This is a genomic window from Kitasatospora sp. cg17-2, from assembly GCF_054031055.1.
In genome coordinates this window covers 9268878-9294749 of sequence record NZ_CM132923.1, presented here as the reverse complement: position 1 = coordinate 9294749, position 25872 = coordinate 9268878, and the positions used below count along the sequence as shown (strand labels likewise).

The 25872-nt window shown below is 75.8% G+C and carries 18 protein-coding genes; 10 read left to right on the top strand and 8 right to left on the bottom strand.

Annotation, left to right across the window (positions count from 1 at the left end; translation table 11 throughout):
- Window positions 1-932: 932 nt before the first annotated feature.
- The 4 genes from katG to ACW14Y_RS38965 form a co-directional block, all read right to left on the bottom strand.
- Entirely contained in the window at window positions 933-3122 is a 2190-nt protein-coding gene (gene katG / locus ACW14Y_RS38980) for a catalase/peroxidase HPI (protein ID WP_456985177.1), read from the bottom strand.
- 248 nt (window positions 3123-3370) lie between these two features.
- The gene (locus ACW14Y_RS38975) at window positions 3371-5428 is read right to left on the bottom strand and encodes a glycosyl hydrolase (RefSeq protein ID WP_456985176.1); all 2058 of its coding nucleotides are present in this window, start codon (window positions 5426-5428) and stop codon (window positions 3371-3373) included.
- Between the two features lie 72 nt (window positions 5429-5500).
- A complete protein-coding gene (locus ACW14Y_RS38970; RefSeq protein ID WP_380299641.1) occupies window positions 5501-6163 on the bottom strand; it encodes a response regulator in 663 nt (220 codons plus the stop codon).
- Complete coding sequence (locus ACW14Y_RS38965) at window positions 6160-7386, bottom strand: sensor histidine kinase (protein WP_456985175.1); 1227 nt, start codon at window positions 7384-7386, stop codon at window positions 6160-6162. Before ACW14Y_RS38965 ends, ACW14Y_RS38970 begins: the two co-directional genes overlap by 4 nt.
- 323 nt (window positions 7387-7709) lie before the next feature.
- Between ACW14Y_RS38965 and ACW14Y_RS38960 the strand changes: the two genes are divergently transcribed.
- Window positions 7710-9200, top strand: coding sequence for an alpha/beta hydrolase family protein (locus ACW14Y_RS38960; protein ID WP_456985174.1), 1491 nt, complete (start codon window positions 7710-7712; stop codon window positions 9198-9200).
- A 150-nt stretch (window positions 9201-9350) separates the two neighbouring features.
- Here ACW14Y_RS38960 and ACW14Y_RS38955 read toward each other — a convergent pair whose 3' ends face one another.
- Window positions 9351-10295 (bottom strand): LysR family transcriptional regulator, encoded by a 945-nt coding sequence (locus tag ACW14Y_RS38955; protein WP_380299644.1) that lies wholly within the window; start codon window positions 10293-10295, stop codon window positions 9351-9353.
- A gap of 109 nt (window positions 10296-10404) precedes the next feature.
- On the opposite strand from ACW14Y_RS38955, the gene ACW14Y_RS38950 reads away from it, so the two are divergent.
- Window positions 10405-11352: an NAD(P)H-binding protein gene (locus tag ACW14Y_RS38950; protein ID WP_456985173.1), complete on the top strand. Its 948-nt coding sequence runs from the start codon at window positions 10405-10407 to the stop codon at window positions 11350-11352.
- On the top strand, window positions 11342-11707 hold the full coding sequence (locus tag ACW14Y_RS38945; protein WP_402723225.1) for a darcynin family protein: 366 nt from the start codon (window positions 11342-11344) through the stop codon (window positions 11705-11707). Before ACW14Y_RS38950 ends, ACW14Y_RS38945 begins: the two co-directional genes overlap by 11 nt.
- A gap of 69 nt (window positions 11708-11776) precedes the next feature.
- Here ACW14Y_RS38945 and ACW14Y_RS38940 read toward each other — a convergent pair whose 3' ends face one another.
- The 3 genes from ACW14Y_RS38940 to ACW14Y_RS38930 form a co-directional block, all read right to left on the bottom strand.
- Window positions 11777-12661, bottom strand: a complete 885-nt coding sequence (locus tag ACW14Y_RS38940; protein ID WP_456985172.1) for a prohibitin family protein — start codon at window positions 12659-12661, stop codon at window positions 11777-11779.
- 182 nt (window positions 12662-12843) lie between these two features.
- A complete protein-coding gene (locus tag ACW14Y_RS38935) occupies window positions 12844-13833 on the bottom strand; it encodes a S66 peptidase family protein (protein WP_456985171.1) in 990 nt (329 codons plus the stop codon).
- Window positions 13834-13967: 134 nt separating this feature from the next.
- Complete coding sequence (locus tag ACW14Y_RS38930; protein WP_380441640.1) at window positions 13968-15146, bottom strand: serine hydrolase domain-containing protein; 1179 nt, start codon at window positions 15144-15146, stop codon at window positions 13968-13970.
- Window positions 15147-15966: 820 nt separating this feature from the next.
- Here ACW14Y_RS38930 and ACW14Y_RS38925 point away from each other — a divergent pair.
- From ACW14Y_RS38925 to ACW14Y_RS38895, 7 genes are all read left to right on the top strand, one after another.
- Entirely contained in the window at window positions 15967-16149 is a 183-nt protein-coding gene (locus ACW14Y_RS38925; protein ID WP_380394583.1) for a thiazolylpeptide-type bacteriocin, read from the top strand.
- Between the two features lie 46 nt (window positions 16150-16195).
- Window positions 16196-16384, top strand: coding sequence for a thiazolylpeptide-type bacteriocin (locus tag ACW14Y_RS38920; RefSeq protein ID WP_380441638.1), 189 nt, complete (start codon window positions 16196-16198; stop codon window positions 16382-16384).
- Between the two features lie 143 nt (window positions 16385-16527).
- Window positions 16528-19221, top strand: coding sequence for a lantibiotic dehydratase (locus ACW14Y_RS38915; protein WP_456985170.1), 2694 nt, complete (start codon window positions 16528-16530; stop codon window positions 19219-19221).
- Window positions 19218-20465 carry a hypothetical protein gene (locus ACW14Y_RS38910; RefSeq protein WP_456985169.1) on the top strand — a complete coding sequence of 416 codons (1248 nt, stop codon included), beginning with the start codon at window positions 19218-19220 and terminating at the stop codon, window positions 20463-20465. The genes ACW14Y_RS38915 and ACW14Y_RS38910 overlap by 4 nt, the downstream gene beginning before the upstream one ends.
- On the top strand, window positions 20462-22258 hold the full coding sequence (locus tag ACW14Y_RS38905) for a hypothetical protein (RefSeq protein WP_456985168.1): 1797 nt from the start codon (window positions 20462-20464) through the stop codon (window positions 22256-22258). The genes ACW14Y_RS38910 and ACW14Y_RS38905 overlap by 4 nt, the downstream gene beginning before the upstream one ends.
- The gene (locus tag ACW14Y_RS38900) at window positions 22255-24159 is read left to right on the top strand and encodes a TOMM precursor leader peptide-binding protein (RefSeq protein ID WP_456985167.1); all 1905 of its coding nucleotides are present in this window, start codon (window positions 22255-22257) and stop codon (window positions 24157-24159) included. The genes ACW14Y_RS38905 and ACW14Y_RS38900 overlap by 4 nt, the downstream gene beginning before the upstream one ends.
- A gap of 49 nt (window positions 24160-24208) precedes the next feature.
- Window positions 24209-25852 (top strand): thiopeptide-type bacteriocin biosynthesis protein, encoded by a 1644-nt coding sequence (locus ACW14Y_RS38895; protein WP_456985166.1) that lies wholly within the window; start codon window positions 24209-24211, stop codon window positions 25850-25852.
- The last annotated feature ends 20 nt before the right edge of the window (window positions 25853-25872 follow it).

The following is a 25872-nucleotide window of genomic DNA, read 5'->3' as shown; positions in this document are numbered from 1 at the left end:
TACGCGACCGCACCGGCTCGCATGGAAGAGGTGATGGTGGAGCGGGGAACGCCGGTCAGGTGGTCACAGCGGATCCGGGCACGGCGCGCACACCGCACGGGGTCCCGGACCGGGACAAGGTGCAGGCGGGCGTGCCGCGCCGGCCGCACCGGTCGTGGACCGGGGCGGCGTCCGCCCGACGGTGCGCGGGCGCGCGGGAATCACGTACGGCGACCGGCCGCGCGGACGGGACGTCCGCCTTCAGCCGGCGCCGGGCCCCGGAGGCGTCGCTCAGCCGGAGCCGGGAAATGATCGCAGGTCCGTTGCCGGAAATTCCTCGACGGCCGGCCCCTGGTCGGTACAGGGTCGGGCCGGAACGAATTCCCGGCCGACCTGGAAACGCGCTCCGAGAATCCCCGGGCAATCCTTGCGGACGGTCCCGGACGGCCCCGCCGAATCCGGCGACAATGCGGGCACGCGTTCAGAAATGAGTACCATGATCTTCCATCTCCCCCGTTTGTGCACAATGCCCGGATTCAACGGCGAGGCTCTTCTCGAACCGAGACCGGACAGGTCCACCCGACCGCCGCGTCCGGAGCATGCCGGAGGCGACGGAAAGTGACGGCAGTGCTGGTATCAAGGCGCTATTCATCGGGAATGCGATGGCCGGCAGAGGAGGCGTTTCCACTCCTTCGCTCCCCCAGCGACGGGATCACACTACCCCACCCCGAGGTTGATTCAAGAGCGTCGCCGACGAATTTTGCGGGCCGTACCCGCACTGCGGAGTGGAACGGAAATGATTCGGTTCCGCTCGCCCCGGAGCGGAACAGGGGCCGTTCGGTTCCGGTGTTCGCGGAACGGAATGCACCGGCTCCGATTCCCCCTTCCCGCCCCCTCTTCCCCCGCTTCTCCCCCCGGTGCCCGGCCGGGCGGCTGCCCGGCCGGGCAGCCGCTCAGCGCAGGTCGAACCGGTCCAGGTTCATCACCTTGGTCCACGCCGCCACGAAGTCCCGGACGAACTTCTCGTCCGCGTCCCCGGATCCGTAGACCTCGGAAAGCGCACGCAGCTGGGAGTGCGAGCCGAGGACGAGGTCGACGGCGGTGGCCGTCCACTTCACCGCGCCCGTGGCCCGGTCCCGCCCCTCGAAGACGTTCGCCTCCGAGGCCGAGGGCTTCCACTCCGTGCCCATGTCGAGCAGATTGACGAAGAAGTCCGTGGTCAGCGTCTCCGGCCGGTGCGTGAGGACGCCGTGCGGGGAGCCCCGGAAGCCGGCGTTCAACGCCCGCATCCCGCCGACCAGGACCGTCATCTCGGGCGCGGTCAGCGTCAGCAGGTCGGCCCGGGCGAGCAGCAGGCTCTCCGGTGACAGCTTCTCGTCGGCCCGCAGGTAGTTCCGGAACCCGTCCGCCCTCGGTTCGAGCACGGCGAACGCCTCCACGTCCGTCTGCTCCTGCGAGGCGTCGGTGCGCCCCGGGGCGAACGGGACCGTCACGGCGTGCCCGGCGGCGCGCGCGGCCCGCTCGACCGCCGTGTTGCCGCCCAGCACGATGAGGTCGGCGAGCGAGATCCGCCTGGCGCCGCTCTGCCCCGCGTTGAAGTCCCGCCGGACCTCCTCCAGCCGCCGGACCGTGTCGGCCACCTCGGGCAGGTCGTTGACCTCCCAGTCCTTCTGCGGCGCGAGCCGGATCCGGGCGCCGTTGGCGCCGCCGCGCAGGTCGGTGCCGCGGTGGGTCGCCGCCGACGCCCACGCGGTCGCGACCAGCTGGGGAACACCCAGGCCGGAGTCGTCGATCCGCTTCTTGAGGGCGGCGACGTCCTCGTCCGTGACCGGCTCGTGGTCGGCGGCGGGCACCGGGTCCTGCCACAGCTGCGCTTCCGGCACCCACGGTCCGAGGTAGCGGGACACCGGGCCCATGTCGCGGTGCAGCAGCTTGTACCAGGCCTTGGCGAAGGCCTCGGCGAGCTGGTCGGGGTGCTCGTGGAAGCGCCGGCAGATCGCCTCGTAGACCGGGTCCTGACGCAGCGCGAGGTCCGTGGTCAGCATCATGGGGGCGTGCCGCTTCGCGGGGTCGTGCGCGTCCGGCACGGCGCTCGCGGCCGCCGGATCGGTGGGCTTCCACTGCTTGGCCCCGGCCGGGCTGGTGGTGAGCTCCCAGTCGTAGCGGAACAGGTTGTCCAGGTAGCCGTTGTCCCACTTCGTCGGCTCGGTGGTCCAGGCTCCTTCGAGCCCGCTGGTGAGGGCGTCGGCCCCGGACCCGCTGCCGCAGGTGCTGCGCCAGCCCAGGCCCTGCTGCTCGATCGGGGCGCCCTCGGGCTCCGGGCCGAGGCAGGACGGGTCCACGGCTCCGTGGCACTTGCCGAAGGTGTGGCCGCCGACGATGAGCGCGACCGTCTCCTCGTCGTTCATCGCCATCCGCGCGAAGGTCTCCCGGATGTCGACGGCGGCGGCCCTCGGGTCCGGATTGCCGTTGGGGCCCTCCGGGTTGACGTAGATCAGCCCCATCTGGACGGCGCCGAGCGGATTGGCCAGCTCGCGTTCGCCGCTGTAGCGCTCGTCGCCGAGCCAGGTGTCCTCGGGGCCCCAGAAGACCTCCTCGGGCTCCCAGATGTCCTCGCGGCCGAAGCCGAAGCCGAAGGTCCGGAACCCCATCGACTCCATGGCGCAGTTCCCGGTGAACACCAGCAGGTCGGCCCAGGAGATCTTCCGGCCGTACTTCTGCTTGACCGGCCAGAGCAGTCGCCGGGCCTTGTCCAGACTGGCGTTGTCCGGCCAGCTGTTGAGCGGCGCGAAGCGCTGGGCGCCGCTGCCGCCGCCGCCCCGGCCGTCCGAGATCCGGTAGGTGCCGGCGGCGTGCCAGCTCATCCGGATGAACAGCGGGCCGTAGTGGCCGTAGTCGGCGGGCCACCAGGGCTGGGAGTCGGTCATCAGCGCGATGACGTCCCGCTTCAGCGCCTCGACGTCGAGGGTGGCGAACTCCGCGGCGTAGTCGAAGTCCTCGCCCATCGGGTCGGAGAGGGGCGAGTGCCGGTGCAGGACCTGGAGGTCCAGCTGCTCGGGCCACCAGTCACGGTTGCTCCGGGGCCCGGTCGCCTTGGGGGTGGGGGAAGGAATTGCTGGGTTTTCGCTCTCGCTGCCGGACACGTCCGCCCCTTCGTCCTTAGTCGTTTTCTGCCCTTTCGCCCGTATGGTCCCGCACCCGGGACCGTACGGCGGGCAGAACACGCGGGGCGCCACCGGCCACTGGGACGGACGACGGCGCGGCCGGCGGGCCGACGGGCCGGGCGGCGCGCGGCCGGACGCCGGACGCCCCGGCCCCCGCACGGTGGCGGGGACCGGGGCGTCCGGTACCGGGGATCAGGCCCGGCCGGGCGGCAGCAGGGCCGTCCGGGTCAGCTCCACCTCCACAGGCCGTCCAGGTGGACGGCGGTGCGGCCGGTGGCGCCCGGCGCGGGGGTGAACACCACGCCGATCTCCTGGACGTGGGCGAGGTCGGGCACCCCGGCCAGGTCGAGCCGCAGGGTCCGCCCGTCCGGGCCGACGGTGACGGCGGGGCTCCCCGTCCAGGTCCAGCCGACGGCGTCGCCGGTACCGGTGCGCACATACAGCGTGGCGGTGGTGCCGCCCGCCTGCTGCCCCCAGGGCGCGGTGCCGGCGGCGACGGTGAGCGCGGTGGCCCCGGTCAGGTCGGCGGGGGCCGTCCGCCGGAGCAGGACGGCGCCCCGCTCGGGCTCGACGTCGGCCTTGAGCGCGCTGCGGCCCTCGGCCGCTCCCTCGTCGGCGACCGCCCAGGGCCCGGCCGCCATGCCGGAGCCGGACCAGCCCTCGGTGCCGTGCTCGAAGCCGGCCAGCAGGCCGCCGCGCCGCATGTCGTCCAGATAGACCGCGGAGCGGCCGCTCGCCCCGGCCGCGGGGGCGAACTCGACGCCGATCTCGCGGACGTGGGCCCGGTCCGGCACCCTGGTCAGGTCCAGGACCAGCCGAGTGGACTTGGTGTCGACGGTGACGGCGCCCGAGTCGGTCCAGCTCCAGCCGGCGGCGTCGCCGGTGCCGGTGCGCACATAGAGCTTGGCGCGGGTGCCGCCGGCCTGGTCGCCCCAGGGCGCGGTGCGGGCGTCGACGCTGAGCACGGTGTCCCCGGAGAGGTCGAGCGGGCCGACCTTGTTGAGGTAGGCGGCGCCGGTGCCGAGGTCGACGTCGGCCTTGAGCGAGCCGCTGCCGCGGGCGGACCACTCCGTGACCTGCCAGGGGCCGGCCGCGAGGTGCCAGCCGCTCCAGCCCTGGGTGCCGCTCTCGAAGTCCTGGTACGTCACCGGCGGGTTCTCCGCCGGGGCGGCGGCGAGGTCGACCCCGCCCCGGTTCACCGTCCACGGGTCGTTCATCAGCTCGGCGCCGTTGACGTTCCGGGCCGGACTCCACTCGTTGTTCCAGGCCAGGAAGTAGGAGGTGCGCGGGAAGCGCTCGTGCAGCGCCTTCACCCACAGCTCGTAGTCGAAGGTGCCGCCCGCGCCCGAGCCGGGGCCGATCTCGGTGAACGCGAACGGCTTGCCGAGCTCGACCAGCTTCTCGTAGCCGGTGATCGCCGACGGGTCGGCGGTGTAGCAGTCCAGCCCGACCACGTCGGCGTAGCCGCCGCCGACCCAGTAGGCGGTGGGGTCGGCGGAGCCGCAGTTCGGCGCGTACGTCCACAGCAGGTTGTGCAGGCCCTTGGCGGTGGTGAGGTAGTCGTAGGTGCCGCGCCACAGTGCCGCGAAGTCGGCCGGGTCCTGGCGGCCCCACCAGAACCAGTCGCCGTTCATCTCGTGGAACGGCCGGAACAGCACCGGCACCCCGGCGTCGGACAGCCGCCGCAACCCGGCGGCGATGTCGTCGAGTTCGGCCCGCCAGGCCCGTCCGGCGGCGGTGGCCGGGTCGGACAGCCGGCGGAAGGCCGGCTGCGGCAGCGGAGTCCGCCAGGCGGCCCCCGCCACCGGGTTCGGCAGGTGGACGCTCACCGAGACCAGTCCGCCGCGACCCGCGTGGTCGATCATCGCGGTGTCGCAGCCCGAGTCGATCGCGGTCGGCGCCCCGTCGGCGTTCCAGCCGCTCGCGTAGTCGCAGGCCAGCACGGCCGGGAACCGGCCCGTCCGGTCGGCCAGTTCGGTGACGTCCCGGTACTGGGTGGCGAAGTCCTTGCCCGACCCGGGTGCGGCGCTGCCGCTGTACCCGGCGAAGAATCCGGACGCCGTCCGGTTCCGCAGGCCCCGGTCGGGCAGCTGCGCGAGCCAGTTCAGCACCGCCCGCGCCTGCGGGCCCGCGCCCGCGTCCACCGGTCGGACGGCGGTCACCGGTTGGACGGCCACCGCCGCCGGCGCGGCGGCGCTCCCGCCGCCCAGCATGCTCGCCACCGCGAGCAGGACCGCGACGGATCGTCGACGCAGCCTCATCAGCACCCCCGTTGCTTTCAGCACGGCAGGACCGTCCGTCCTGCCGATGATCACACTAGGGCGTGGCCGCCGCCCGTACGGCGACCGGTGGCGGCGTCACCCCGGGTGGACGAGGCGGTTCTCGTGGGCGAAGACCACGGCCTGGATCCGGTCGCGGAGTTCGAGCTTGTGCAGGACCCGCCCCAGATGGGACTTCACCGTCGCCTCCGCCAGGTACAGGGTGGCCGCGATCTCGGCGTTGGACAGCCCCCGGCCCACCTCGACCAGCACCTCGCGCTCCCGGGCGCTGAGCCGTCCCAACCGGTCGTCGCGCGCGCCGCCCCGGCCGTCGGGGATGTGCGGGCGGAGGGTCTCCAGCAGGCGCCGGGTGATCCGCGGCGAGACCACCGCGTCGCCCGCGGCCACGCTCCGGATCGCCGCGAGCAGCTCCTCCGGCCTGGTGTTCTTCAGCAGGAAGCCGGAGGCTCCGGCGTGCAGCCCGGCGAAGGCGTACTCGTCCAGGTCGAAGGTGGTGAGGATCAGCACCCTGCTCCGCGGGGAGACCCGCACGACCTCGCGGGTGGCCTCGATCCCGTCGGTCCCGGGCATCCGGACGTCCATCAGGACGACATCGGGGCGCAGCTCCCGGGCCAGGCGGACGGCCTGCGCCCCGTCGGCGGCCTCGCCGACCGGGGCCATGTCGGGCTGGGCGTCCAGGACGGTGCCGAAGGCCATCCGGAGCAGGGCCTCGTCGTCGGCGATCAGGATCCGGATCGTCATGCGGACACCGCCCCGGCGCTGTCGAGGAGGAGGCGGGTACGCACGCCCCAGCCGCCGCCGGGGAGCGGTCCGGCCCGCAGGGTCCCCCCGTAGGCGGCCGAGCGTTCGCGCATGCCGGGGAGGCCGTGGCCGGAGGGGGCGGCCGGGTCGGAGGTCCGCGGGCGGGGGCCGGTGTCGGTGACGTCCACGGTGACGGCGGCGCCGGAGCAGCGGATCCGGACCGTCGCGCGGGTGCCGGCGGGGGTGTGCTTGAGGGCGTTGGTCAAGGCTTCCTGCACCAGGCGGTAGACGGTGAGCTGCGCGGTGGCGGGCAGGTGGTCGTGGCCGCCGTGGACCTCCAGCGCGGTCGGCAGACCGGCGGCGGACATCTGCTCGGCGAGGGCGTCGAGCTGGGCGATGCCGGGCAGCGGGTGGCGTTCCGCGTCCGGTTCGTCGGCCCGCAGGACGCCGAGCGAGCGCCGCATGTCGGTCAGGGCCTGTCGGCCGGTCTCGGAGATCTGCCGCATCGCGGCGTCGGCCCGTTCGGGCGACCGCTGCCGGGCGTAGCCGGCCGCGTCGGCGAGCGCGACCATGACGGACAGGTTGTGGGTGACGATGTCGTGCATCTCCCGGGTGATCCGTGCCCTTTCCTCGGCGACGGCCAGTCGTGCCTGCTGCTCCTGCTCCCGCTCCAGGTGCGCGGCCCGTTCCTCCACGGCGGCGAGATAGGCGCGGGTGGTCCGCACGTTCATCCCGAGGACGGCGGCGGCCGCGGTCATCGCGGTGACCGCGACGAACGGGGTGAGGAACGCGCCGTCCGGCGCCCAGCGCAGGCAGGCCAGCAGGACCCCGGCCTGCACGACGGCTCCGGCGAGCAGCGTGGTGCGGCGGTCCGAGTGCGCGGCCAAGGTGTAGAGGGCGACCAGTACGGCGATGTCGGCCGGGAGTTGGACGTCCAGCAGCCACTGGGCCAGGGCCGCGGCCACCACCGCGCCGAACACCGCGCGCGGGGCCCGGCGGCGCCACAGCAGGGGCAGCGCGAGGGCGGCGGTGAGGAGCACGGTCCCCACCGGTTCGCGCGGCGCGGGTGTGGTCGCGGCGTTGAGGAGGAGGAGCACCGGCAGCAGCGAGTCCCACACCGGCGGCGGCAGGCGGGGGATCCGACGGGCGGCGGCGGCCGCCCGCTGCCACGGGCGGGCCCCCGGCCGGTGGGCCTTGCCGGGTTCCGCGGCGGCCTCGGTCATCGCTTGTTCCTGTCGATCCGGTGTCGTGGCGGCCCGGTCGGGCCCACCACCGGGGACCGCCGGGCCCGCCTCGGGTACGGGGACCGCACTCCGCGCGCCGGCCGGCTCGTCCCGCGGCCCTGTCACGGTAGGCCACCGGTCCGCCGGGCGCATGGGTCCACCGTCGGACGGCGTCCGGGCCGGTGTACGACCGGAGGAGGAGACGGACACCTCCCGGGGTCGCAACGCGGCCGCCGATCCGGGGCGTTCGCCTGCCACCCGGGTCGCAGCGGTGACGCCGACGGCGCCCGCCCCCGGTCGGAGCGGGTGGCGACCCGGGAGCGATGTGGCGGCGGGGGCCCGGCGCCGACGATGGGCCCGTGACCGAGATCATCACGGGACTGTTCATGTCCCCCCTGGAAATACTTGCCCTGCTGAGTGCCCTCGCCCTGGTGGTGACGCGCTGGCTGCCCCCCGCGGCCCGCCCGCGCACCGCGGTCGCGGCGGGGGCGGTGCTCCTGCTGTCCGTGATCGTGCTGGGGGTGACCGGGCTCCGCTGGCAGCTGCTGCCCGTGCTGGCCGGTGCCGCCCTCGTGCTGCCCTTCGTCCTCGCTCCGCTGCGGCGGCGCCGGACCGGCCGGCCGGCGTGGCGGGCCCGCTGGTGGCTGGCGCTGCCGGGGTCGCTGGCCTGCGCCGGGCTGATCGCGGGCGGACCGGTGTCCGCCTGGGCCTTCCCCGTTCCCCTGTTCCCCGAGCCCACGGGCGAGTTCGCGGTCGGCACCCGGGTGCTGCAGTGGACCGACCAGCAGCGGGAGGAGACCTTCACCCCCGATCCGGCCGACCGGCGCACGGTCGTGGTCCAGCTCTGGTACCCGGCGCAGGAGAGCCCCGCCGGCACGCCGAGGGCCCAGTACCTCGGGCGCACGGAGGACGAGGCGCGCACCGTCTCCGCCGCCCTCGCCCGCGGCGTCGGCCTGCCGGACTTCCTGGTCGACGGCGTCCCGCACGCCCGCAGCCGTTCGGTCTTCGAGGCCCCGGTGGCCGGGGGCGGCGAGCGGTTCCCGGTGGTGCTGTTCTCGCCCGGCTCGGGCGGGGTGCGCACCCAGAACACCGCCTGGGCGGAGGAACTCGCCAGCCACGGCTACCTGGTGGCCGCCCTGGACCACCCGTACGACTCCGCCGCCGTGGTCCTCGCCGACGGCCGGACGGTCACCACCGAGACCTCCTCCTCCGGCGACGCGGAGCAGGACGAGCAGTTGGCGGCCGGCTGGACGGCGGTCCGGGCCGCCGACCTCGGCTTCGTCCTCACCCAGCTGGACGGTCTCGGCCGGGCCGGGAGCGGCGACCCGCTGGCCGGTCGACTGGACACCGGCCGGGCCGCGGTGACCGGCCACTCGATGGGGGGCGCCGCCGCGCTCCAGGCGGCCCGGCAGGACCGCCGGTTCCGCGCCGTCGTCGATCTGGACGGCTTCCCGCACGGCCCGGCCTCGCCCGCCCTGGACCGGCCGGCGCTCGCCATGACCCAGGCTCTCACCGGGGCGACCGACGCGCGTTACCTCCCCCGGCTGACCGAGGCGCTCGCGGCCAGTTCCGCGACGAGCTACCGGCTCACCGTTCCCGGCGCCGCGCACCTCAGCTTCATGGACGGCCCGCTGTACCTGCCGCCCGTGCCCGCGATCGTGGGCTCCCTGGGCCGCACCCGCAGCCCGCGTGTCGTCGCCGGGGCCACCCTGGCCTTCCTGGACGCCACCCTGCGCGACCGGCCCGGCGACCTGGCCGGGGCGCTGTCGGCCTACGGGAGCCTCACCGTCCGGGCGCCGGGCGGCGGGGGCTGAGGGGGGCACTGAGGGCCGCTCCTACTGAGGGGTGCTCCTAGTGGGGGTGCTCCTACGTGAGGGGTGCTCCCACCGACGGCCCGCTGACGCGGGTGCGGCATCGCCCTGGCGGTGCCGCACCCGCGGTTCCGGCCGCCGCGGTCCGGGGCCTCACCCCGCCGGGGCCGGGCGCAGCACCCGCCGCACGGCGGCGCGCAGCCACTGGTGGCCGCCGTCGGCCGCGTGGCGCGGGTGCCAGGCCATGCCGATCGTCAGCGGCGGCAGTTCGAGCGGGATGTCCAGCAGCCGCAGGCCCAGTGTCCGCGCCGCGCCGGAGAGCGGTGACGGCGGCTCGCCCGGCAGCGCGACCGGTACCAGGCAGACCACGTCGCCGGTGGCGGCCAGGGTCATCGCCGCCAGGTGTCCGGGCAGGACGGCGCTCACCCGGCGGCTGAGCCCCCGTTCGGCGAGGGCCGCGTCCAGCGGGCCGGTGAAACGGCCGCGGCGGCTGACCACGACGTGCTCGGCGGCCGCCAGCCGGTCCGCCGTCAGCGGCCCCTCGGCGAGCGGGTGGCCCGCCCTGACCCCGGCCGCCATCCGCAGGGTGGTCAGCTCCTCCACCAGGGTCTCCGGGTCGACGTGGTCGATCGCGCCGATCTCCAGGTCGACCCGGCCCTCGCGCAGGGCGGGCCCTGCCTCGGCGTCCTCGGCCAGTACCCGCAGCGAGACGCCCGGTGCCCGGCGGCGGGCCAGGGCGAGCAGGCCGGGTGCCAGGGCCGCGCCGACCAGGTCGGCGGCCTGGACGGTGAAGGTGCGCCGCAGCGCGGCGGGATCGACCCCGCCGCCCGGGGTGAGCAGCGCCTCCAGCCGGCGCACCACCGCGGCGGCCTCCTCCCGCAGCTCCTCGGCGCGGGGCGTGGGCACCATCGCCTGGCCCGCCCGTACCAGCAGCGGGTCCTGGAGGACCCGGCGCAGCCGGGCCAGGGTGCGGCTCATCGCCGCGGGGGAGGTGTGCAGCCGCGCGGCGGCGCGGGTGACGCTCTGCTCGGTCAGCAGGGCGTCGAGGGCGACCGCGAGATTGGCGTCGAGGTTCGGATCCGGGCCGGTCACCGGCATTGTTCCGTTCTGGGCAAGGATTGGATGCTGAAGTTCCCATTGTGGCAATACGGTCACCGTCCGCACGATGAGGGGGCACCCCCGATCCGACCGAGACCGTGAGGTTTTCATGATCGTCATCACCGCCCCCACCGGGAACATCGGCCGTCGGCTGCTGTCCCTCCTGGTCGAGGCCGCGCCCGCGCACGGGGAGGAGCTGCGTGTCGTGGTCCGCGATCCGGCCCGGCTGCCCGCGGGCGTCCGCGACCGGGTCGAGGTGGTCACCGGCTCGCACGGCGACGCCGCGACCGTCGAGCGCGCGTTCGCCGGCGCCGACGCCGTGTTCTGGCTGGTCCCGCCGGACGCCTCGGCCGCGCCCGAGGACGGGTGGAGCGGCTTCACCCGCCCCGCCGCCCGGGCCCTCGCCGCCCACGGTGTCGACCGGGTCGTCGGGGTGTCGGCGCTCGGCCGGGGCACCGCGCAGGCGGCCCGGGCCGGGCTGGTCACCGCCTCCCTCGCCATGGACGACCTGATCGCCGGGTCCGGCGTCGCCTACCGCGCCCTGGCCTGCCCGTCCTTCTTCGAGAACCTGCTGGAGGAGGCCGGCTCGATCCGCGCCGAGGGCGTCTTCACCGACACCGTCGCCGCGGACCGCCGCGCCCCGCTGGTGGCCGTCGCCGACATCGCCGCGACGGCGGCCGGGCTGCTGCTGGACCGCTCCTGGATCGGCGTCGACAGCGTCCCGGTGCTCGGCCCGCAGGACCTCTCGCCCGAGGACCTGGCCCTGATCATGACCGAGCAGCTCGGCCGCCCGGTCCGCTACCGGCGCCGGTCGCTGGACGACCTGCGGGCCGAGCTGCTCGGGTACGGCCTGCACCCGGCCTTCGCCGAGGGCGTCGTCGAGATGAAGCGTGCCAAGGACGAGGGGCTGGACGCGGGCGTCGGGCGCCCGGCGCGGCCGGTGGTCCCGGCCACCGGGTTCGCGCGGTGGTGCGCCGAGACGCTGAAGCCCGCCGTCCTCGCCGCCGACACCGTCCCCACCGCCGACACGGCTTCGGAGGCCATCGATGCCCACTGACCCGACCACGGCGCCCGTCACCGCGTTCATGCTGGTCAAGACCACGCCCGAGTGGCTGGGGATGACCGTGGGCGAGCGGGTCCACGGCTTCACCACCCAGGTCCTCCCGGTGATCGAGGCGCGCGCCCGCGGTGTCCGCTCCCGCTTCTACGACACGGAGTTCTACTCGGCGCGGGTGACCGACATCTGGGTCTGGGAGGCGGACGACCACGACGCCTACCGGCTGCTCGTCGACGCGCTGCGCGAAACCCCGTTCTGGGACCGCTGGTTCGACGTCGTCGAGCTGCTCGTGGGCACCGAGAACGGCTACGCCCGCACCTACGGCCTGGACCCGGTCGCCACCGTCGCGGTCTGACGATCGGTCACCGCCCCTCCCCCGCGCACACGTCGGGGAGGGGCGGCAGGGGTGGACCGGGCTCCGGCCTCAGCGCTTGGTGCCGTCGACGATGACCGGCGTGCCGTTGGAGCCGCAGGGGCTGGCGTAGACGGCGTTCTTCTCTGCGGCGGCCTTGAAGGCCTCGATGCACTGGCTCAGCAGGATCTTGTCGGTCAGCGAGCCGGCGATCGCGGCGTTGGCGGCGGCGGTGCTGTCGGCCTCGATCTTGCGCTTCTCGGCCTCGGCCTTGGCCGTGCGCACGGACGCCTCCGCCTGGGCGGTGGCCTGGTCCTGCTGGATCTTCTGGTCGATGGCCTTCTGCAGGCCGTCGCTCGGCCGGACGTTGCGCAGGTTGACCCCGTTGACGAGGATGCCGCGCGGGGCCAGCCGGGCGGTGATCAGCTTGTCGATCTCCGCGCTGATCGCCTCCCGCTGCGAGCTGTAGCCCTCGACGCTGGTGTGGCGGGCGAAGACGTTGCGCACGATCTCCCGGCTGTCCGGGTAGACCAGCCGCTGCTGGACGGCCTCGGAACTGCCGGCCAGCTTGTACAGCTCGACGGTGTGCTGCGGGTCGATCGACCACTTGACCGTCAGGTCCGCGTACAGCACCCCGCCCTCGGAGGACCGGACCTCGACGGTCGAGTCACCGGTCAGATCGAGGTCGACGGGCCGGGTCGAGAAGGTGGTCACGTCGGTCAGCGGCGACTTGAAGTGCAGCCCCGGCTGCCAGGCCGAGCCGACCTTGCCGAGGCTGGTCGGCACCCCGACCTCGGTCGGATCGACCACGTGCACAAAGGTGGTGAGCCCCAGCAGCAGCCCCAGGGCACCGGCGAGGAGTCCGCCCACGGTGACCGGCCAGGACCCGACCTTGCGCCAGCGGAGAACGAGCAGACTGACACCGATGGCCAGGAACAGCAGGGAAACGATCAGCATGGAAAAGTCTCTCGAACTGAAATGATCACACCGGACGGCCGCAGCCTAGACAGCCCACCCTCGCCTCCATAAGCCACGTCACGCGATATTCATACGACCAACCCCCCTCGTTGGCCGAGGGGAGCGGGAGGTGCCCCGACGCCGCCCGGCTTACGGCAACACCGGGTCCCGGTTCGGAGCGTTCACGACGGTCCGGCCGTGACGGCGGCCTCCAGGAGGGTCAAGGTCCGCGCCGTGGCGTCGACCTCCGCGCGGATGCCCAGCGGCAGCGGGAGATTGGGACCGGCGTGGCCGATGTCGACCTGGCCGAGCACGGGGAGGTCGCGGTCGCCCAGGACGTCGAGGACCACCTCGCGCAGCGCCGGCGCCCCCTGCGCGCACCCGGGGGCGGTGAGCCGGTGCGGGACTCCGACCACCATCGCCGCGATCCGGTCCAGCACCCCGGACAGCCGCAGGACGTGCAGATCGCTCCAGACCGCGGCGAGCGGGCGCTCGACCTCCTCCCAGAACAGCACCGCGCCGTCGAAGAGTTCGGCGGGCAGGGCGTACGGGGTGGCCTGCAACGAGATCAGCCGGTTGAGGAGGCCGCCGACCAGCGGCCCCCGGGCCCGCCCGGCCCGCCAGCACTCCCGGCCCGACCTCGGGGGCAGGGCGCCGAGCGGCTCGGGCACGGTGAGCAGCCGACGATGGAGGGCGGCCAACTCCTCGTGCCGGCCCGGGACGGTGTGCCAGGAACCGCCGAGCCCGTAGGTGGCCATGTCGGCGTGGATGCCGGCCAGACCGGTGCGGCCGTACAGGGCGAGCAGCAGCAGGGAGATGTCACTGCAGCCCAGCAGCGGCTTGGGGTCGGCGCGGATCGCGTCGAGGTCGAGCAGGTCCAGGTAGCCCAGGGTCGCCTGACCGCCGGTGTGGGCGATGATGCCCCGCACCTGCGGATCGCGCAGCAGGCCGTTCAACTCCTCGGCCTGCGCGGCCGGGGAGCCCGCCGCCCACCAGCGCGGGCGGTCCGCGGCGAGCACCGCCGAGTCGCGCACCTCGAAACCCAGCTGCCGCAGTGTCCCGATGCCACGGGCCAGGAGCGGTGCGTCCGCTGCGTCCAGCGGGCCGGAGGGCGCGGCGACCGCGACGACATCGCCGGGCGAGAGCGCGCGTGGGCGCAGGAGTGACGGCATGGCGGAGGACCCTTTCCCGGCTCCGGTGGACGGTCGTCGGCACACTAGCCGGAGGCACTGACAGCGACGTACCGACAGCGAGGCCGAGAGCCGCGAGGACCTCGTCCACGGCGGCCCGGCGGCCCGGCGGCGCGTCAGCCGCAGAGGGCCGCCGTCTGCGCCTTCAGGATCCCCTTGCTCAGCGGGAAGGGCGCCTGGTGCTTCAGGTCGGCCCCGAGGTCGTAGACGTTGAGGGCGATGACCAACTGCCGCTCACCGTCGACGGTGGTGAACGAGTAGCTGGTGTAGCCGGGTCCGCCGCCGTCGGTCAGCCAGACGCCGACCGGCGGCCTGCCGTCCGACCCCGAGCCGCACGGCAGGTCCATGCGCTGCACCCCGAGTCCGTACGCCACCGGCGTGCCGTCGGGCTGCACCGTGGTCAGGAGTTCGCGCTGCTGGGCGGGGCGCAGCAGCTTGCCGCCGAACAGGGCCCGGTGGAAGCGGGCCAGGTCGTCGACGGTGGAGATCATGGCGCCGGCGGTCCAGTCGTACGACGGGCTGAACCGTGTGACGTCCTGTCCCCCGAGGTCGTACCCGTGCAGATGAGGACCGCGGACGACCGGGTCGGTCAGCGGGAAGGAGGTGTCCTTCAGGCCGAGCGGTTCGAGGATCCGCCGGCGGATCTCGGCGGACGCGCTGCGGTGGGTGACCGCCTCGATCACCAGACCGGCGAGCAGGTAATTGGTGTTGGAGTACTCCCAGCCGTGGTCGGGCGCGGCGAACGCCGGTGCGTGGCGGACGGCGCGGGCGACCACCTCCCGCGGGGTGTAGAGGTGGTCCCGGTCGTGGTGCTCCAGGTAGGGGGCGAAGAACTCCGGCTCGGTGGTGGGGTCGTAGATGCCCGAGGTGTGGTCGAGCAACTGCCGCAGGGTGATGGTCCGGCCGTCGTTGCCGTTCCCCCTGACCACGCCGGGCAGCCACTTCTCCACGCTGTCGCCCAGCGAGAGCCGTCCTTCGCCCTCCAGTTGGAGGAGCACCGTGGACACGAACGACTTGGTGTTGCTGGCGATCCGGAACCGGTGGTCCGGCCGGGCCCGCTCGCCGCTCGCCGTGTCCGCGACCCCGGCGGCCACCCGTGACTCCCGCTCCCCGTTCCTGGTGTAGGCCACGACGCCCGGGAATCCGTCCGCGACCGCCTGTTCGAGGCTCTCCGTGAGGCCGGCGGGCGGCGCCGCGGGCGCCCGCTCCGCGACGGCCGAGGCCGGGAGGAACCCCGTCACCGCCACCGCGCAGAGCCCCACCCACAGTGCCGCGATCCCCGTACGTGTCCTCATCGGTGTTCCCCTGACTTCCGGTGCCGTGCTGGTTCGTACCCATCCTGCCGGGGCGGCGCACCGGCCGCCCATCCCGCTGACACCCCGGCCGGTACGGGGGTTTGCCCCAGGCCGGTTTCCCCCGGGCCCGAACCGTCCGTCACCTCGGGGCACAGGGAGGTCGGGTGCGTACCGCCGCCGCTGGCCGTCCTTCGGTCCCGAGGGGTACCGGCCTCGGCTCGCTCGGAGCCGGTGCGCTGCGGGCCCGCTGTCGAACATGCCTGTGCAGTAACGGTATTTGACGATTAGTCAGCACGTTCCGACCGCAGTGGTCGCGACCGCCGACCGAATCCGGACACGTCTCCGCCCGGTACCCGCGCGGAGGACCCGGGTCGCACCGGACCCTTAGGAAGGCGGCGGAGGTGGAGGCGGGGTGAAGGATCCGTCGGCGGCCGAAGGCGGCGCCGAGCTGCCCTCTTCAGGAACACGGCGCGGACCGGTGCCCGCCGGACCGCGCCGACGGCGCTCGCGCGGGCCGGCGGGCGCCGCCGCCGCCGGGACCTGCGCATGCGGACGAACCGGGCATCACGACACCCCGGCCCCGTGCGGCCCCCGCCGCGGACCGGCGCGCCTTACCGGCCAATGTGGTCGAGGCCCCCTCTCGGCGGCGCGCACGGCGACCTAGACTCGGCTCCGCGGTGACGCCCGGCCGTGATCGGTCCGCGCCGGGCACCCACGGGGGACCAGGCACAGCGGCACCACCCGCTCGGGCACACATGTGCGCAAGAGCATGCAGGTCGCACCTCCACCCGGTACGCCCTCCACGCCCAGGGAGCCCGTCATGTCCGACCCGTCCAACGACTTCGGCCTCGACCTCCAAGACCTCGACCTCAGCGAGCTGACCGTCACCGCGCTGCGCGACACCGTCGCACTGCCGGAGAACGGCGCGTCCCACGGCTCGTGCTCCTGCCAGGCCTCGTCGTCCTGTGTCCAGCCCAACCTGACAGCCACGGACCTGATCTGACGATCCGTCGGATCCCTTCCCCCATCGACATTCCCGGGAGACCCGTATGTCCGACCAACCGCAGGACGCCCTCGTGCTCGACGACCTCGACCTCGACCTCGGCGAACTGACCGTCACCGCGCTGCGCGACAGCATCGCCCTGCCGGAGGGCGGGGCCTCCAGCAACCCGGCCTCCTCCTCCTGCCAGTCCTCCTCCAACTCCAGCATCATCCACCCGCCCACGACCCGCTGGTGAGCGGCGCGGACCCGCGCCGCTCGGCAGCCGGAGGCGTCGGCAGACGCTGAGCGGCGACGAACCACCATCGGACCCGGCGCGTTCCGCGGCGGAACGCGCCGGGTCCGCCCCTGCCGCCCACCAGCCACCGGAGGTAGCCCGCCGTGCCCAACCGTGCCCCTGCCAGGGCCGTCCCGGCGCCCGCGCCACCGGCCGCCGCGCCCACCGAGGCTTCCACCACCGCCTCCACCGCGGCGTACGCGCTGGTGCGCTCCACCGTGCTCGCCCGGGCCCCGCAGTCCGCGGCGTCCGCGCTCGTCAGGGACCTGCTGGCACGACTCACCGACGCGGAGACCGCCGACGCCGCCCTGCGCTCCGCACTCGGCGACGACCTCTACGCCAGCCGGGACGGCCACGACGAGGAGTTCCACCGGCGGGTCGTCCTGCCGCTGCGCCGGGACCTGCACAACGGCCGCGCCCCGCGCGCCGCACAGCTCGACCGGCTCGGGGACCTCCCCGCCCGGGTCCCCCGTCTCGCCGAGTGGCTGGAGCTCCGGGAGCGTCGGACCGGGCTGCTGGCCTCGCTCGCGCAGGCCCTGCCGCCGGCGCTCGCGGCGGAACGGGCCGCGCTGGCCGGGCTCTGCCGGGAGCCCGCGTTCCGGCGCGCCGTCGCCCTGGGCAGCGCCGACCTGCTGCGCGCGGTGGTCCACACCTCGGACCAGCAGGCCGGACGGCCGGGCCGGGCCCGCAAGGAGGAGGCCGCCGTCCTGCGCCACGCGCTGCGGGCGACCTGCAAGACGAGTCCGCTGTCCTGGTTCACGGCGGTCGGCTGGGCCTCCGAGGAGCCGCCCCCCGGCGCGGCCGACCGGGCTCCGCGCGCGGTCGTCCGGGTCAACCGGACGCTGGTCGGCGCGCTGGTCCAGGCCCTGCTCGACGAACCCCGGCGCGCCCGCGGCCTGCCGCACCGGATGACCAGCGCCGCCCGTGTCGAGGCCGGCCGCGCCCACTACCTGCGCACCCGGCCGGTGTTCGTCGGCGGCCGCTACCTCAGCACGCACGAGGAGGAGGTGGAACTCGGCGCCCGGCCGCAACTGACGCTGCTCGCCTCCCTCGTCGGGACCCCCGAACCCCTGGAGCCGCTCACGGCACGACTGGCCTCGGCCCTCGGGCGCCCCGCCGGGGACCGGGCGGTTCGGCGCTTCGTCGACCGACTCCTGGACGCCGGCCTGCTTGTGCCCACCGACCCGGTCGACCCGCAGAGCCCCGACCCGCTGGAACGGCTCGCCGAATGGCTCGGGGCCTGGCCCGAGGACGCCGCGCTGGCCCGCGCGCTGCGCAGGCTCGCCGACGACACCGCCGCCTACGCCACCACGCCCGCCGAACTCCGTCCGGCGGCGCTCGCCGCCCTGGCCGCCGGCTGGCGCGACCTGCTCGCCGACGCCGGTCGGCCCCTCCCTGCGGGGACCCTGCCGATCAACGTCCTCAGCGAGGACGTCCACACCTCCACGCCGCCGCAACCCCGGCCGAACGCCGCCGACCGCGCCGCGCTCGCCGAACTCACCGCGCTGGCCGAGCTGTTCGACCACGGCCATCTCACCCGGTCGGCCACCCGGGACCGCTTCGTCGCCCGGTACGGCACCGGCGGCGTCTGCGTCGCGCCGTGGGAGTTCGGCGCAGGGATCGGGGACGCCTGGGCCGACCTCCCGGTCCCCGAGGACATCGGCGCCCTGCGACGGGAGTTCACCGGCCTGCCCGAACGGGACGGCGAGGTCGTCCTGCCCGCCGACCGGGTGCGCACGCTGGCCGGCCGGCTGCCCGCCTGGACGGCGGCCCGGCCGCTCAGCTACTCCTGGTTCGTCCAACGCGAGCCGTCCGAGGGCCTGTTGTGCGTCAACCACGTCTACGGCGGCTGGGGCCGCTTCACCAGCCGGTTCCTCGACGCGACCGCGCCGCAGGCCTCGGCCGAGGTCGCCCGGCAGATCCGCGAGGGGCTCGGCGCGGACGCGCGCGCCGCCCAGGTCCGCCCGGTGGGCGGCTTCAACGCCAACCTGCACCCGCTGCTGCTCGCCGAGGAGATCGGCCCCGACCGTCGCTGGTCCGCCCTCGCGGAGGCCGACCTCGATCTCGTCCACGACGTCGACAGCGACCAGCTCCGGTTCCGGCTGCGCTCCACCCGCGAGTACCTCGACGTGCTCTACCTGGGTTTCCTCTCCCCGGTCGTGCTGCCGCAAGGGCTGGCGCCCCTGCTCGCGGACCACCCGAACGGCGTCGTCGTCCTCCAGTCGCTGCTGCCCCGTACCACCCTGCCCGCGCCCGGCGGCACCGTCGTCCGCACTCCCCGGCTGCGGCACCGGCACGTCGTGCTCGCCCGGCGCCGCTGGCACCTCCCGGCCGGGGTCCTCGACGCCCTGCGGGCCGACCTCGCCGCCGATCCCCCGGGCTCCCCCCGCTCCCCGGGGGCGGACCCTGTCCCGGCCGCCGCCGTCGCCCGCTGGCGCGCCCGCCTCGACCTGCCCGAACAGGTCTTCCTCCACCCCGTGGCACGGCCCCGCGAGGACGCCCCGGCGGTCGAGGTCTTCCTCGACCGGCTGCGGGAGCCCAAGCCGCAGCCCGTCGACCTCGGCAATCCGCTCCACCTCCGCCACCTGGAGCGGTGGCTCGCGCGCCACCCGAACGGCGTCCTGCTGGAGGAGGCGCTGCCCCTGATCGGCGGCCGGGCCGAACCGACCCGGGCCGTCGAACTCGTCGCGGAGACCTACCGTCCGGCCCGGCCCGTCGCGGCGGCCGACCCCCGGCCCGCTCCCCCTGCCCACCCCGCCTCCGCACCGTCGGCGCGGCGCCGAGGAGTTCCCCGATGACCGAGCCCGTGACCGAGCCCGTGAGCGAGCCCGTGACCGACCTCATGACCGAGCCGACGAACGGGCCGACGAACGGGCCGGCACCCGGCACCGCCCACGACGTGGTCCTGTACTACTACCGGCCCGTCAAGGCCCCCGTCCTGCGCGAGGCCGTCCTGCCGCTGGCCCGCCGGGCGACCGAACGCGGGCTGCGCGCCCACGTGGAACGGCACTGGCGGTTCGGTCCGCACCTGCGGCTGCGCCTGGAGGGCCCGGCCGAACACGTGACCGCCGCCGCACGGGAGTCCGCCGAGGTGCTGCGGGCGTGGGTCGCCGCGCACCCCTCCGTCGCCGACCGCACGGAGGAGCAGCTGCTCGCCGAGGCCGCCGTCGCCGGGCGGGCCGAACTGATCGCCCCGCCGTACGGCCCGCTGGTCCCGGACAACACCGTCCGGACCGCGCCCGCCGACCCGGCCGCGACGGCCGACCTGCACGCCCTGCTCGGAGCCGAACCGGCCGCACTGCGCGACGAGTTGATGCGCGCCGGGCTGGCCCCGGCCGGCTCGGCCTGCGCGTTCCTCGGCGAGCACGGCGACACGGCGGAGGCGCGGGTGCGGCTGGCGGTCACGGCACTGGCGGCGCACGCGAGCACCCACACGGACGGGCTGGTCGGCGGACACTACTCCTTCCTCTCCCACCTGGAGGACTTCCTCGTCCACGAGGACCCGGACGGCCGTCTGCGGGCCGCCTTCGACCGGCACTGGGAGCGCGGCGGCCCGGCGGTCACGGAGCTGGTCCGCCGCGTCGCGGCCGGGGACGCCCGGGGCTGGGAGCGGGACTGGGCGCACTGGTCGGCCACGGCCTGGTGGCGGGCCGAACGGCTGCTGGCGGCCGGGGCCGACCTCTCGGGCCGCAGCGAGGAGTACCGGGCCCGCGCGGCCGCCCTGGGCGACCGGGCCGTCGCCGAACGCTGGGACTTCGAACTGCGGACCCGCTACAGCGAGTTCCACCGGCTGACGGCCCGCAGCGACCCCGACGGCACGATGTTCGACCGCGCCGACTACCTGATCTACCGGACCGCCACCAACGCCCTCTACCGGCTCTTCGCGATCTGCGACGTCCGGCCGGTGGAACGCTACCTGGCCGCCCACCTCCTCGTGCGCGCCGTCCCCGGACTCACCGGGCACCGCTGGCAGGACCACCTCGGCGCGGCGGTCGCCAGGGCCGAGGGCGCGGCGGTCGCCAGGGCCGAGGGGGCGGCATGACGGCGGAACCGGACGCCGGACAGCCCCGGCTGCGCCCCGGCGTGGCGGTCACCCCGCTGCGGGAGGGGCTGCACCTGCGCGGGCGCGGCACCAGCCTGACCCTGGAGGGCAGCCGCGCGCTGCCCGCGCTGTGGGAGGTCCTGTCCGCACGGCTGGCCGGTGATCCGGCCGCCGCGACGGACCCCGGGCCGCCGGGGACGGACGCGAACGCGGGCACGGGCCCGGGAAGCCCCGAACCGGCGACGGGCCGCCGCGACCCCACCGTCGGGCACCCGAAGCTGGAGGCCGCGCTGGCCACCGTCACCGCCCGCCTGCGCGAGCACGACCTGCTGGTCGACCGGTTCGACGACGCCGAACCGCCGCCCTGGCCGGGCTCGGTGGCCGAACGCCCCGGGGACGCGGTCGCGGCGATCGCCGCCGCCCACCCGGTGGTCCTCGCGGCCGACCCGGAGGACGGCACGGCCCTCGCGGTGGCGCGCGCCCTGGCCCGGGGCGGAGCGACGCCGACCGTCCGCACCGAGGCCTCACTGCCCGTCGGACAGCTGCTGGTCGTCGCGGGCGACCCCCCGGTGGCCGTCGGACTGCGGCACGGCCCGGACGGCGGGTTCGTCACCGCGCCCGCCGGTCCCGCCCGCACCCGCGCCGATCTCGCGGCCCTCACCGAACGGCTGCGGTCCGACTCCGTTCGGGGCCAGGGCAGTTCGGCACCGAGGGCGCTCCCGCTGCTGCTCGCCGCCGCGACGGCCCAGCGGCTGCTCTGCGCCGTCGCCGGGCTTCCCGACCCGGGCGACCCGGCGGACAACCCCCGGCTCCTCCCCGGCCGCCCCGCCGTCCTGGTCGCCGACACCCGCCCGTTGCGGGCCGAGCACCACCCCTGGGCGGCGGGGCCCGGACCGGTGGCCGCGCCGCCCGAGGACCTCGACGCGGCCCTGCGCCGCGTCGCCGCGCTCGGCGACCCGCGGCTCGGCGTGTTCGACGCACCCTCCCCCGGCGACCTTCCGCAGCTGCCCACCGCCCTGGTGAGCTGCCGGACGCCGGACGGCCTGCTGGTGGCCGGGGCCGCCCGGACCGACCTCGCCCGGCTGACGGGTGCCGTCCGGGCCCTCGAACTCGGGTTGGCGGCCGTCGATCCGGAAGCGGCCGGGGCTGCCGGGGCCCGTGGGGCAGCACCGCGCGTCACGGTCGGCGCCGGGCCCGCGCATGCCCTCGGCCGGGCCCTGCGGCGAGCCACCCTGACCGCCCTCGCCGACCCCGCCGACCCCCGGGCCGCCGCCCCGGTCGGGGCGGCGCCCGGGAGCCGGTGGCAGGGGCACCCGCAGGCCCGGTACTGGACGACGGCGCTGGCCCGCCGCCTCGGCCACGACCCCGACGTCACGGTCCGCCGCCTCGCCGGCTCCGCCGTCCTGGCCACCGTCGAGGGGAGCCGCGCCGTCGAGGCCACCGCCGCCGACGCGGTGGCCGTCGCCGCCCTCGGCGCCCTCACCCGGCTGGCGGCCCGCGACCTCGACCCGGCCCGTGCCCCCGCCCGCGTCCGCCACACCGCCTTCAGCGGCGCCGCCGCCCCGCTGGCCGCCGCCGGACGGGAACTGCCCGACTGGGTGGACGAGGGCTGGACCGGCCGCTGGCTCGCCGGACTCGCCGACCGCGAAGCGCACCTGCAGGCCGCGCTGCACGGCCTGACCGGACTGCGCACCACCCCCTGGCAACCCCGGAGAACCGCCGCCCACCCGTTGGCCGACGCCCTGGCGGGCTGCGGCCTCACCGTCCTCGTCCCCGTGGGAGACCGCCGGTGACCGCCCCCGAGCCGCCCGTCCTCGACGCCGAACAGGCCCTGGCGACCACGAGCGGCACCGCCGTCGTCCACCTCACCGCCTGGACGCTCGGCCTCGCCGAGCGGCTCGGCCGGCACGCCCTGGCGCACCCCGTCCGTCTGGTCCCGGTGCGCGAGGACGGTGCGCTGACCGTCGTCGGGCCCGTCCTCCACCCCGGTTCGCCCGCCTGTCTGAGCTGCACCGAGTTCCAGCGGCTCGCCACCGCCGGCGGCCGGGTGCCCTGGCGGAGCCCGGCCCTGGCCCTCGCGGGCACCGGCACCCCGGCCTTCTCCGAGGCCGTGCTCGCCCTGGCCGCCGACCTCGCCGAGGCCGACGACAGCACCGACGCGAGCGCGGGCCCGGACGGCCCGACCCACGCCACCGTCCACCTGGTCCACGGCGACCGCGCCACCTGGTCCACCCACCGGGTCCGCCCCGTCGGCGGCTGCGCCGTCTGCCACCCGCTCCCCGAGGACACCCCCGACGCCGCCCGGCTGCCCGGCGCGCCCCACCCGCTGCCCGACCCGGCCGTACTGCGCGGCGCCAACGACCGGACCACCCCCGAGCGGCTGCGCGCCGAACTGCTCGACGAGCGCTTCGGCCCGGTCCGCCGCCTCTACCGCACCGAGGACTCGGCCTTCGCCCTCACCAGCGCCCTGGTCACCGACGGCCGGGCCGAGGAGGACGGCGGCTACGGACGGTCGGCGGACTTCCGGTCCAGCGAACGCGTGGCCCTGTTCGAGGCGGTGGAGCGCCTCGCGGGCATGCGTCCGCTCGGCCGCCGCACCGCCCTGCGCGCCTCCTACGCCGAACTGGCCGCCGCCCGAGGCCCCGGGGGCGTCCTGGACCCGGTCCGGCTCGGCCTGCCCGACCCCGGCGAGCACCCCGCCCGCACCACCGTCCCCTTCACCCCCGAGCTGGTCCTCGACTGGGTGCACGGCTGGTCCCTCACCCACGACCGCCCGGTCGCCCTCCCCGAGCACCTCGCCTACTGGGACCCGCCGGGCCGCGACCGCCCCCGGATCGCGCACGAGTCCTCGAACGGCTGCGGCCTGGGCAACAGCCCCGAGGAGGCGGCGCTGTACGGCCTGTTCGAGATCGCCGAGCGCGACGCCTTCCTGCTCGCCTGGTACGCCCGTACCCCGCTGCCCGCCGTCACCGTCCCCGCCGACGACCCGGGGACGGCCGCGCTGGCCGACCGCGCCGAACTGCTCGGCTACCGGCTCACCCTGCTCGACGCCACCGACGACCTCGGTGTCCCGGCCGTGCTCGCCCTCTGCCGCTACCGGGGCACCCACCCCGACGCCCCGCGGACCTTCCTGGCCGCCGGAGCCCACCACGACCCGCGCACGGCGATCCGCTCCGCCGTCGCCGAGGTGGTCACCAATGTGCAGGACGAGCCGCGCCGCCCGAGCACCGACGGCGGCGCCCGTGACCGCCGGCGCCTGCGCGCGATGCTGGACCGGCCCGAACTCGTCCTCGCGCTGGACGACCACGTCGGCCTCAACACCCTGCCCGAGGCGCAGCCCCGCCTGGACTTCCTGTTCGCCGGCCCGCCCCCGGTGCCGTGGCAGGAGCGCTGGCCCGGCGCGCCCGAACCGGTGGGCGACCTGACGGCGCTGCTGGGGCGGACGGTCGACCGGCTCGCCGGTCAGGGCCTGGAGGTCGTGGTGGTCCGTCAGGACGAGCCCGGCGTGCGGGACCGGCTAGGGCTGCACTGCGTCAAGGTGATCGTCCCGGGGACGCTCCCGATGACCTTCGGCGAGGCCAACCGGCGCACCTTGGGCCTGCCCCGTCTGCTGGAGGTCCCGTACCGGCTCGGCCGCGTCCCGCACCCGCTGCGCCACGACCGGCTGCCGCTGCACCCGCACCCGTTCCCCTGACCCTCCCGCCCCCACCCACCCGACTCCCCCGCCGTCCGGGAAGGACGCGATGACGACCCGACTGACGCCGACCGCCCCCTGGCAGAGCCTGCACCTGGCCCTGCCGCTGCCCGCCCACGGGACCGACGCCTTCGTCACCGAGGACCTCGCGCCGCTGATGGACCGCCTCGCGGACACCGACTGGTTCTTCATCCGCTACGGCGAGGGCGGCCCGCACCTGCGGATCCGCTTCCGGGGGCCGACCGCGCACCCGGACACCCTCGCGAAGGAGCTCGGCCGGCTCGCCTCGCTCCGCACCCCGCCGGACGGCCCGTGGGCGGACCGGCACGGGGAGGTCACCGCCGTCCCGTACGAGCCGGAGACCGAACGCTACGGCGGGCCCGCGCTGCTGCCGGTCGCCGAGGAGCTGTTCACCCGCTCCACCCGCGCCGCGGTCCTCGCCCTGCGCACCCTCGGCCCGGCGCCGACCCCGGCCGCCCGGGGCGCCCGGCTGCCGCTCGCCCTGGACCTGGCGCACACCACGGCCCGCGCCCTGGGGCTGGACGAACTCGCCGCCGCCCGCTGGCTGCGCGGCCACTCCGCCTCCTGGCGCTGGGTCACGGAGTTCCGGCCGCTGCCCGGGGCCGCCGTCCACAGCAGGGTGAACACGGTCTTCGCCCAGCAGCGGCAGGCCCTGGCCCGCCGCGCCGCGGCCCTGCGCGAGGCCCTCGACGCCGGTACGGCCGCACCCTGGCTCGGCGACTGGTCGGCGCACGTCACGGAGGCCGCCGCCCGGATGCGGGCCGACGCGCCGCAGGGGTCCGAGGAGCGGCTGGTCCGGGTGTGGGCCTCGCAGCTGCACATGCTGTTCAACCGGCTCGGCGTCGGGCCGGACGAGGAACGCGCGGTCTGCCGGCTCGCCGGCCGGACGCTGCTGGAGACGGGCCGGCCGTTCGAGTTCTTCCCCGAGGGTCCGGACGCCCCGGACCGTCAGTACCTGGAGCGCAGCAAGTTCCAGATCGGGCGCCCCGAGGACACCGCGCTGCGCGAGGCGCCGCCCCTCGACGTGCCGCGCCCGGCGCCCGGCGACGTGCCGCTGCCCGCCGACCCGCTGCCGGACGTCTCGCTCGCCGACGCGCTGCTCGGCCGCCGCTCCACCCGGGGCCGGCTGACCGGTCCGCTGACGGCCGGTGAGCTGGGCGGCCTGCTCTGGTCCGCCTGCGCGCCGAACCGGCCCACCGGCGACCGTCCCCACCCCAGCGCGGGCGGCCTGCGCGCCGTCCGGGTCCGGCTGATCGCCCTCGCCGTCGAGGGCCTGCCCGCCGGCACCTACCACTGCGTCCCGGAGCTGCGCTGCCTGCGCCCGATCGGACCGGCGCCCGAGCCGGACCAGCTCAAGGCCCTCTCCTACTACCTCTCCCGCCCGGCCTCGGACCCGCAGGCGCTGCTGGTCGACGAGGCGCCCGCGGTGCTGGCGGTCCACCTGGACCTGGCCGGCCTGCGGCAGCGCTACGGCCTGCGCGCGCTGCGCCTCGGCCTGGTCGAGACCGGGCACCTGACCCAGAACCTGCTGCTCACCGCCGCCGCCTACGGCCTCGGCACCACGCCCCTGGGCGGGCTCTTCGACGACCTCGCGCACGAGCTGCTCGCCCTCGACGACCTGGACGAGCCGATCCAGTACCTGCTGCCGCTGGGCCGCCCGGCCGCGCCCTGAGGGGTGGGCCGGGCGGCCGC

Bases quoted from the DNA above. Each gene is read 5' to 3' on its own strand.
- ACW14Y_RS38970 (WP_380299641.1), bottom strand. From the start codon at position 6,163: ATGACGATCCGGATCCTGATCGCCGACGACGAGGCCCTGCTCCGGATG.
- ACW14Y_RS38965 (WP_456985175.1), bottom strand. From the start codon at position 7,386: ATGACCGAGGCCGCCGCGGAACCCGGCAAGGCCCACCGGCCGGGGGCC.
- ACW14Y_RS38960 (WP_456985174.1), top strand. From the start codon at position 7,710: ATGTGGCGGCGGGGGCCCGGCGCCGACGATGGGCCCGTGACCGAGATC.
- ACW14Y_RS38955 (WP_380299644.1), bottom strand. From the start codon at position 10,295: ATGCCGGTGACCGGCCCGGATCCGAACCTCGACGCCAATCTCGCGGTC.
- ACW14Y_RS38950 (WP_456985173.1), top strand. From the start codon at position 10,405: ATGATCGTCATCACCGCCCCCACCGGGAACATCGGCCGTCGGCTGCTG.
- ACW14Y_RS38945 (WP_402723225.1), top strand. From the start codon at position 11,342: ATGCCCACTGACCCGACCACGGCGCCCGTCACCGCGTTCATGCTGGTC.
- ACW14Y_RS38940 (WP_456985172.1), bottom strand. From the start codon at position 12,661: ATGCTGATCGTTTCCCTGCTGTTCCTGGCCATCGGTGTCAGTCTGCTC.
- ACW14Y_RS38935 (WP_456985171.1), bottom strand. From the start codon at position 13,833: ATGCCGTCACTCCTGCGCCCACGCGCGCTCTCGCCCGGCGATGTCGTC.
- ACW14Y_RS38930 (WP_380441640.1), bottom strand. From the start codon at position 15,146: ATGAGGACACGTACGGGGATCGCGGCACTGTGGGTGGGGCTCTGCGCG.
- ACW14Y_RS38925 (WP_380394583.1), top strand. From the start codon at position 15,967: ATGTCCGACCCGTCCAACGACTTCGGCCTCGACCTCCAAGACCTCGAC.
- ACW14Y_RS38920 (WP_380441638.1), top strand. From the start codon at position 16,196: ATGTCCGACCAACCGCAGGACGCCCTCGTGCTCGACGACCTCGACCTC.
- ACW14Y_RS38910 (WP_456985169.1), top strand. From the start codon at position 19,218: ATGACCGAGCCCGTGACCGAGCCCGTGAGCGAGCCCGTGACCGACCTC.
- ACW14Y_RS38905 (WP_456985168.1), top strand. From the start codon at position 20,462: ATGACGGCGGAACCGGACGCCGGACAGCCCCGGCTGCGCCCCGGCGTG.
- ACW14Y_RS38895 (WP_456985166.1), top strand. From the start codon at position 24,209: ATGACGACCCGACTGACGCCGACCGCCCCCTGGCAGAGCCTGCACCTG.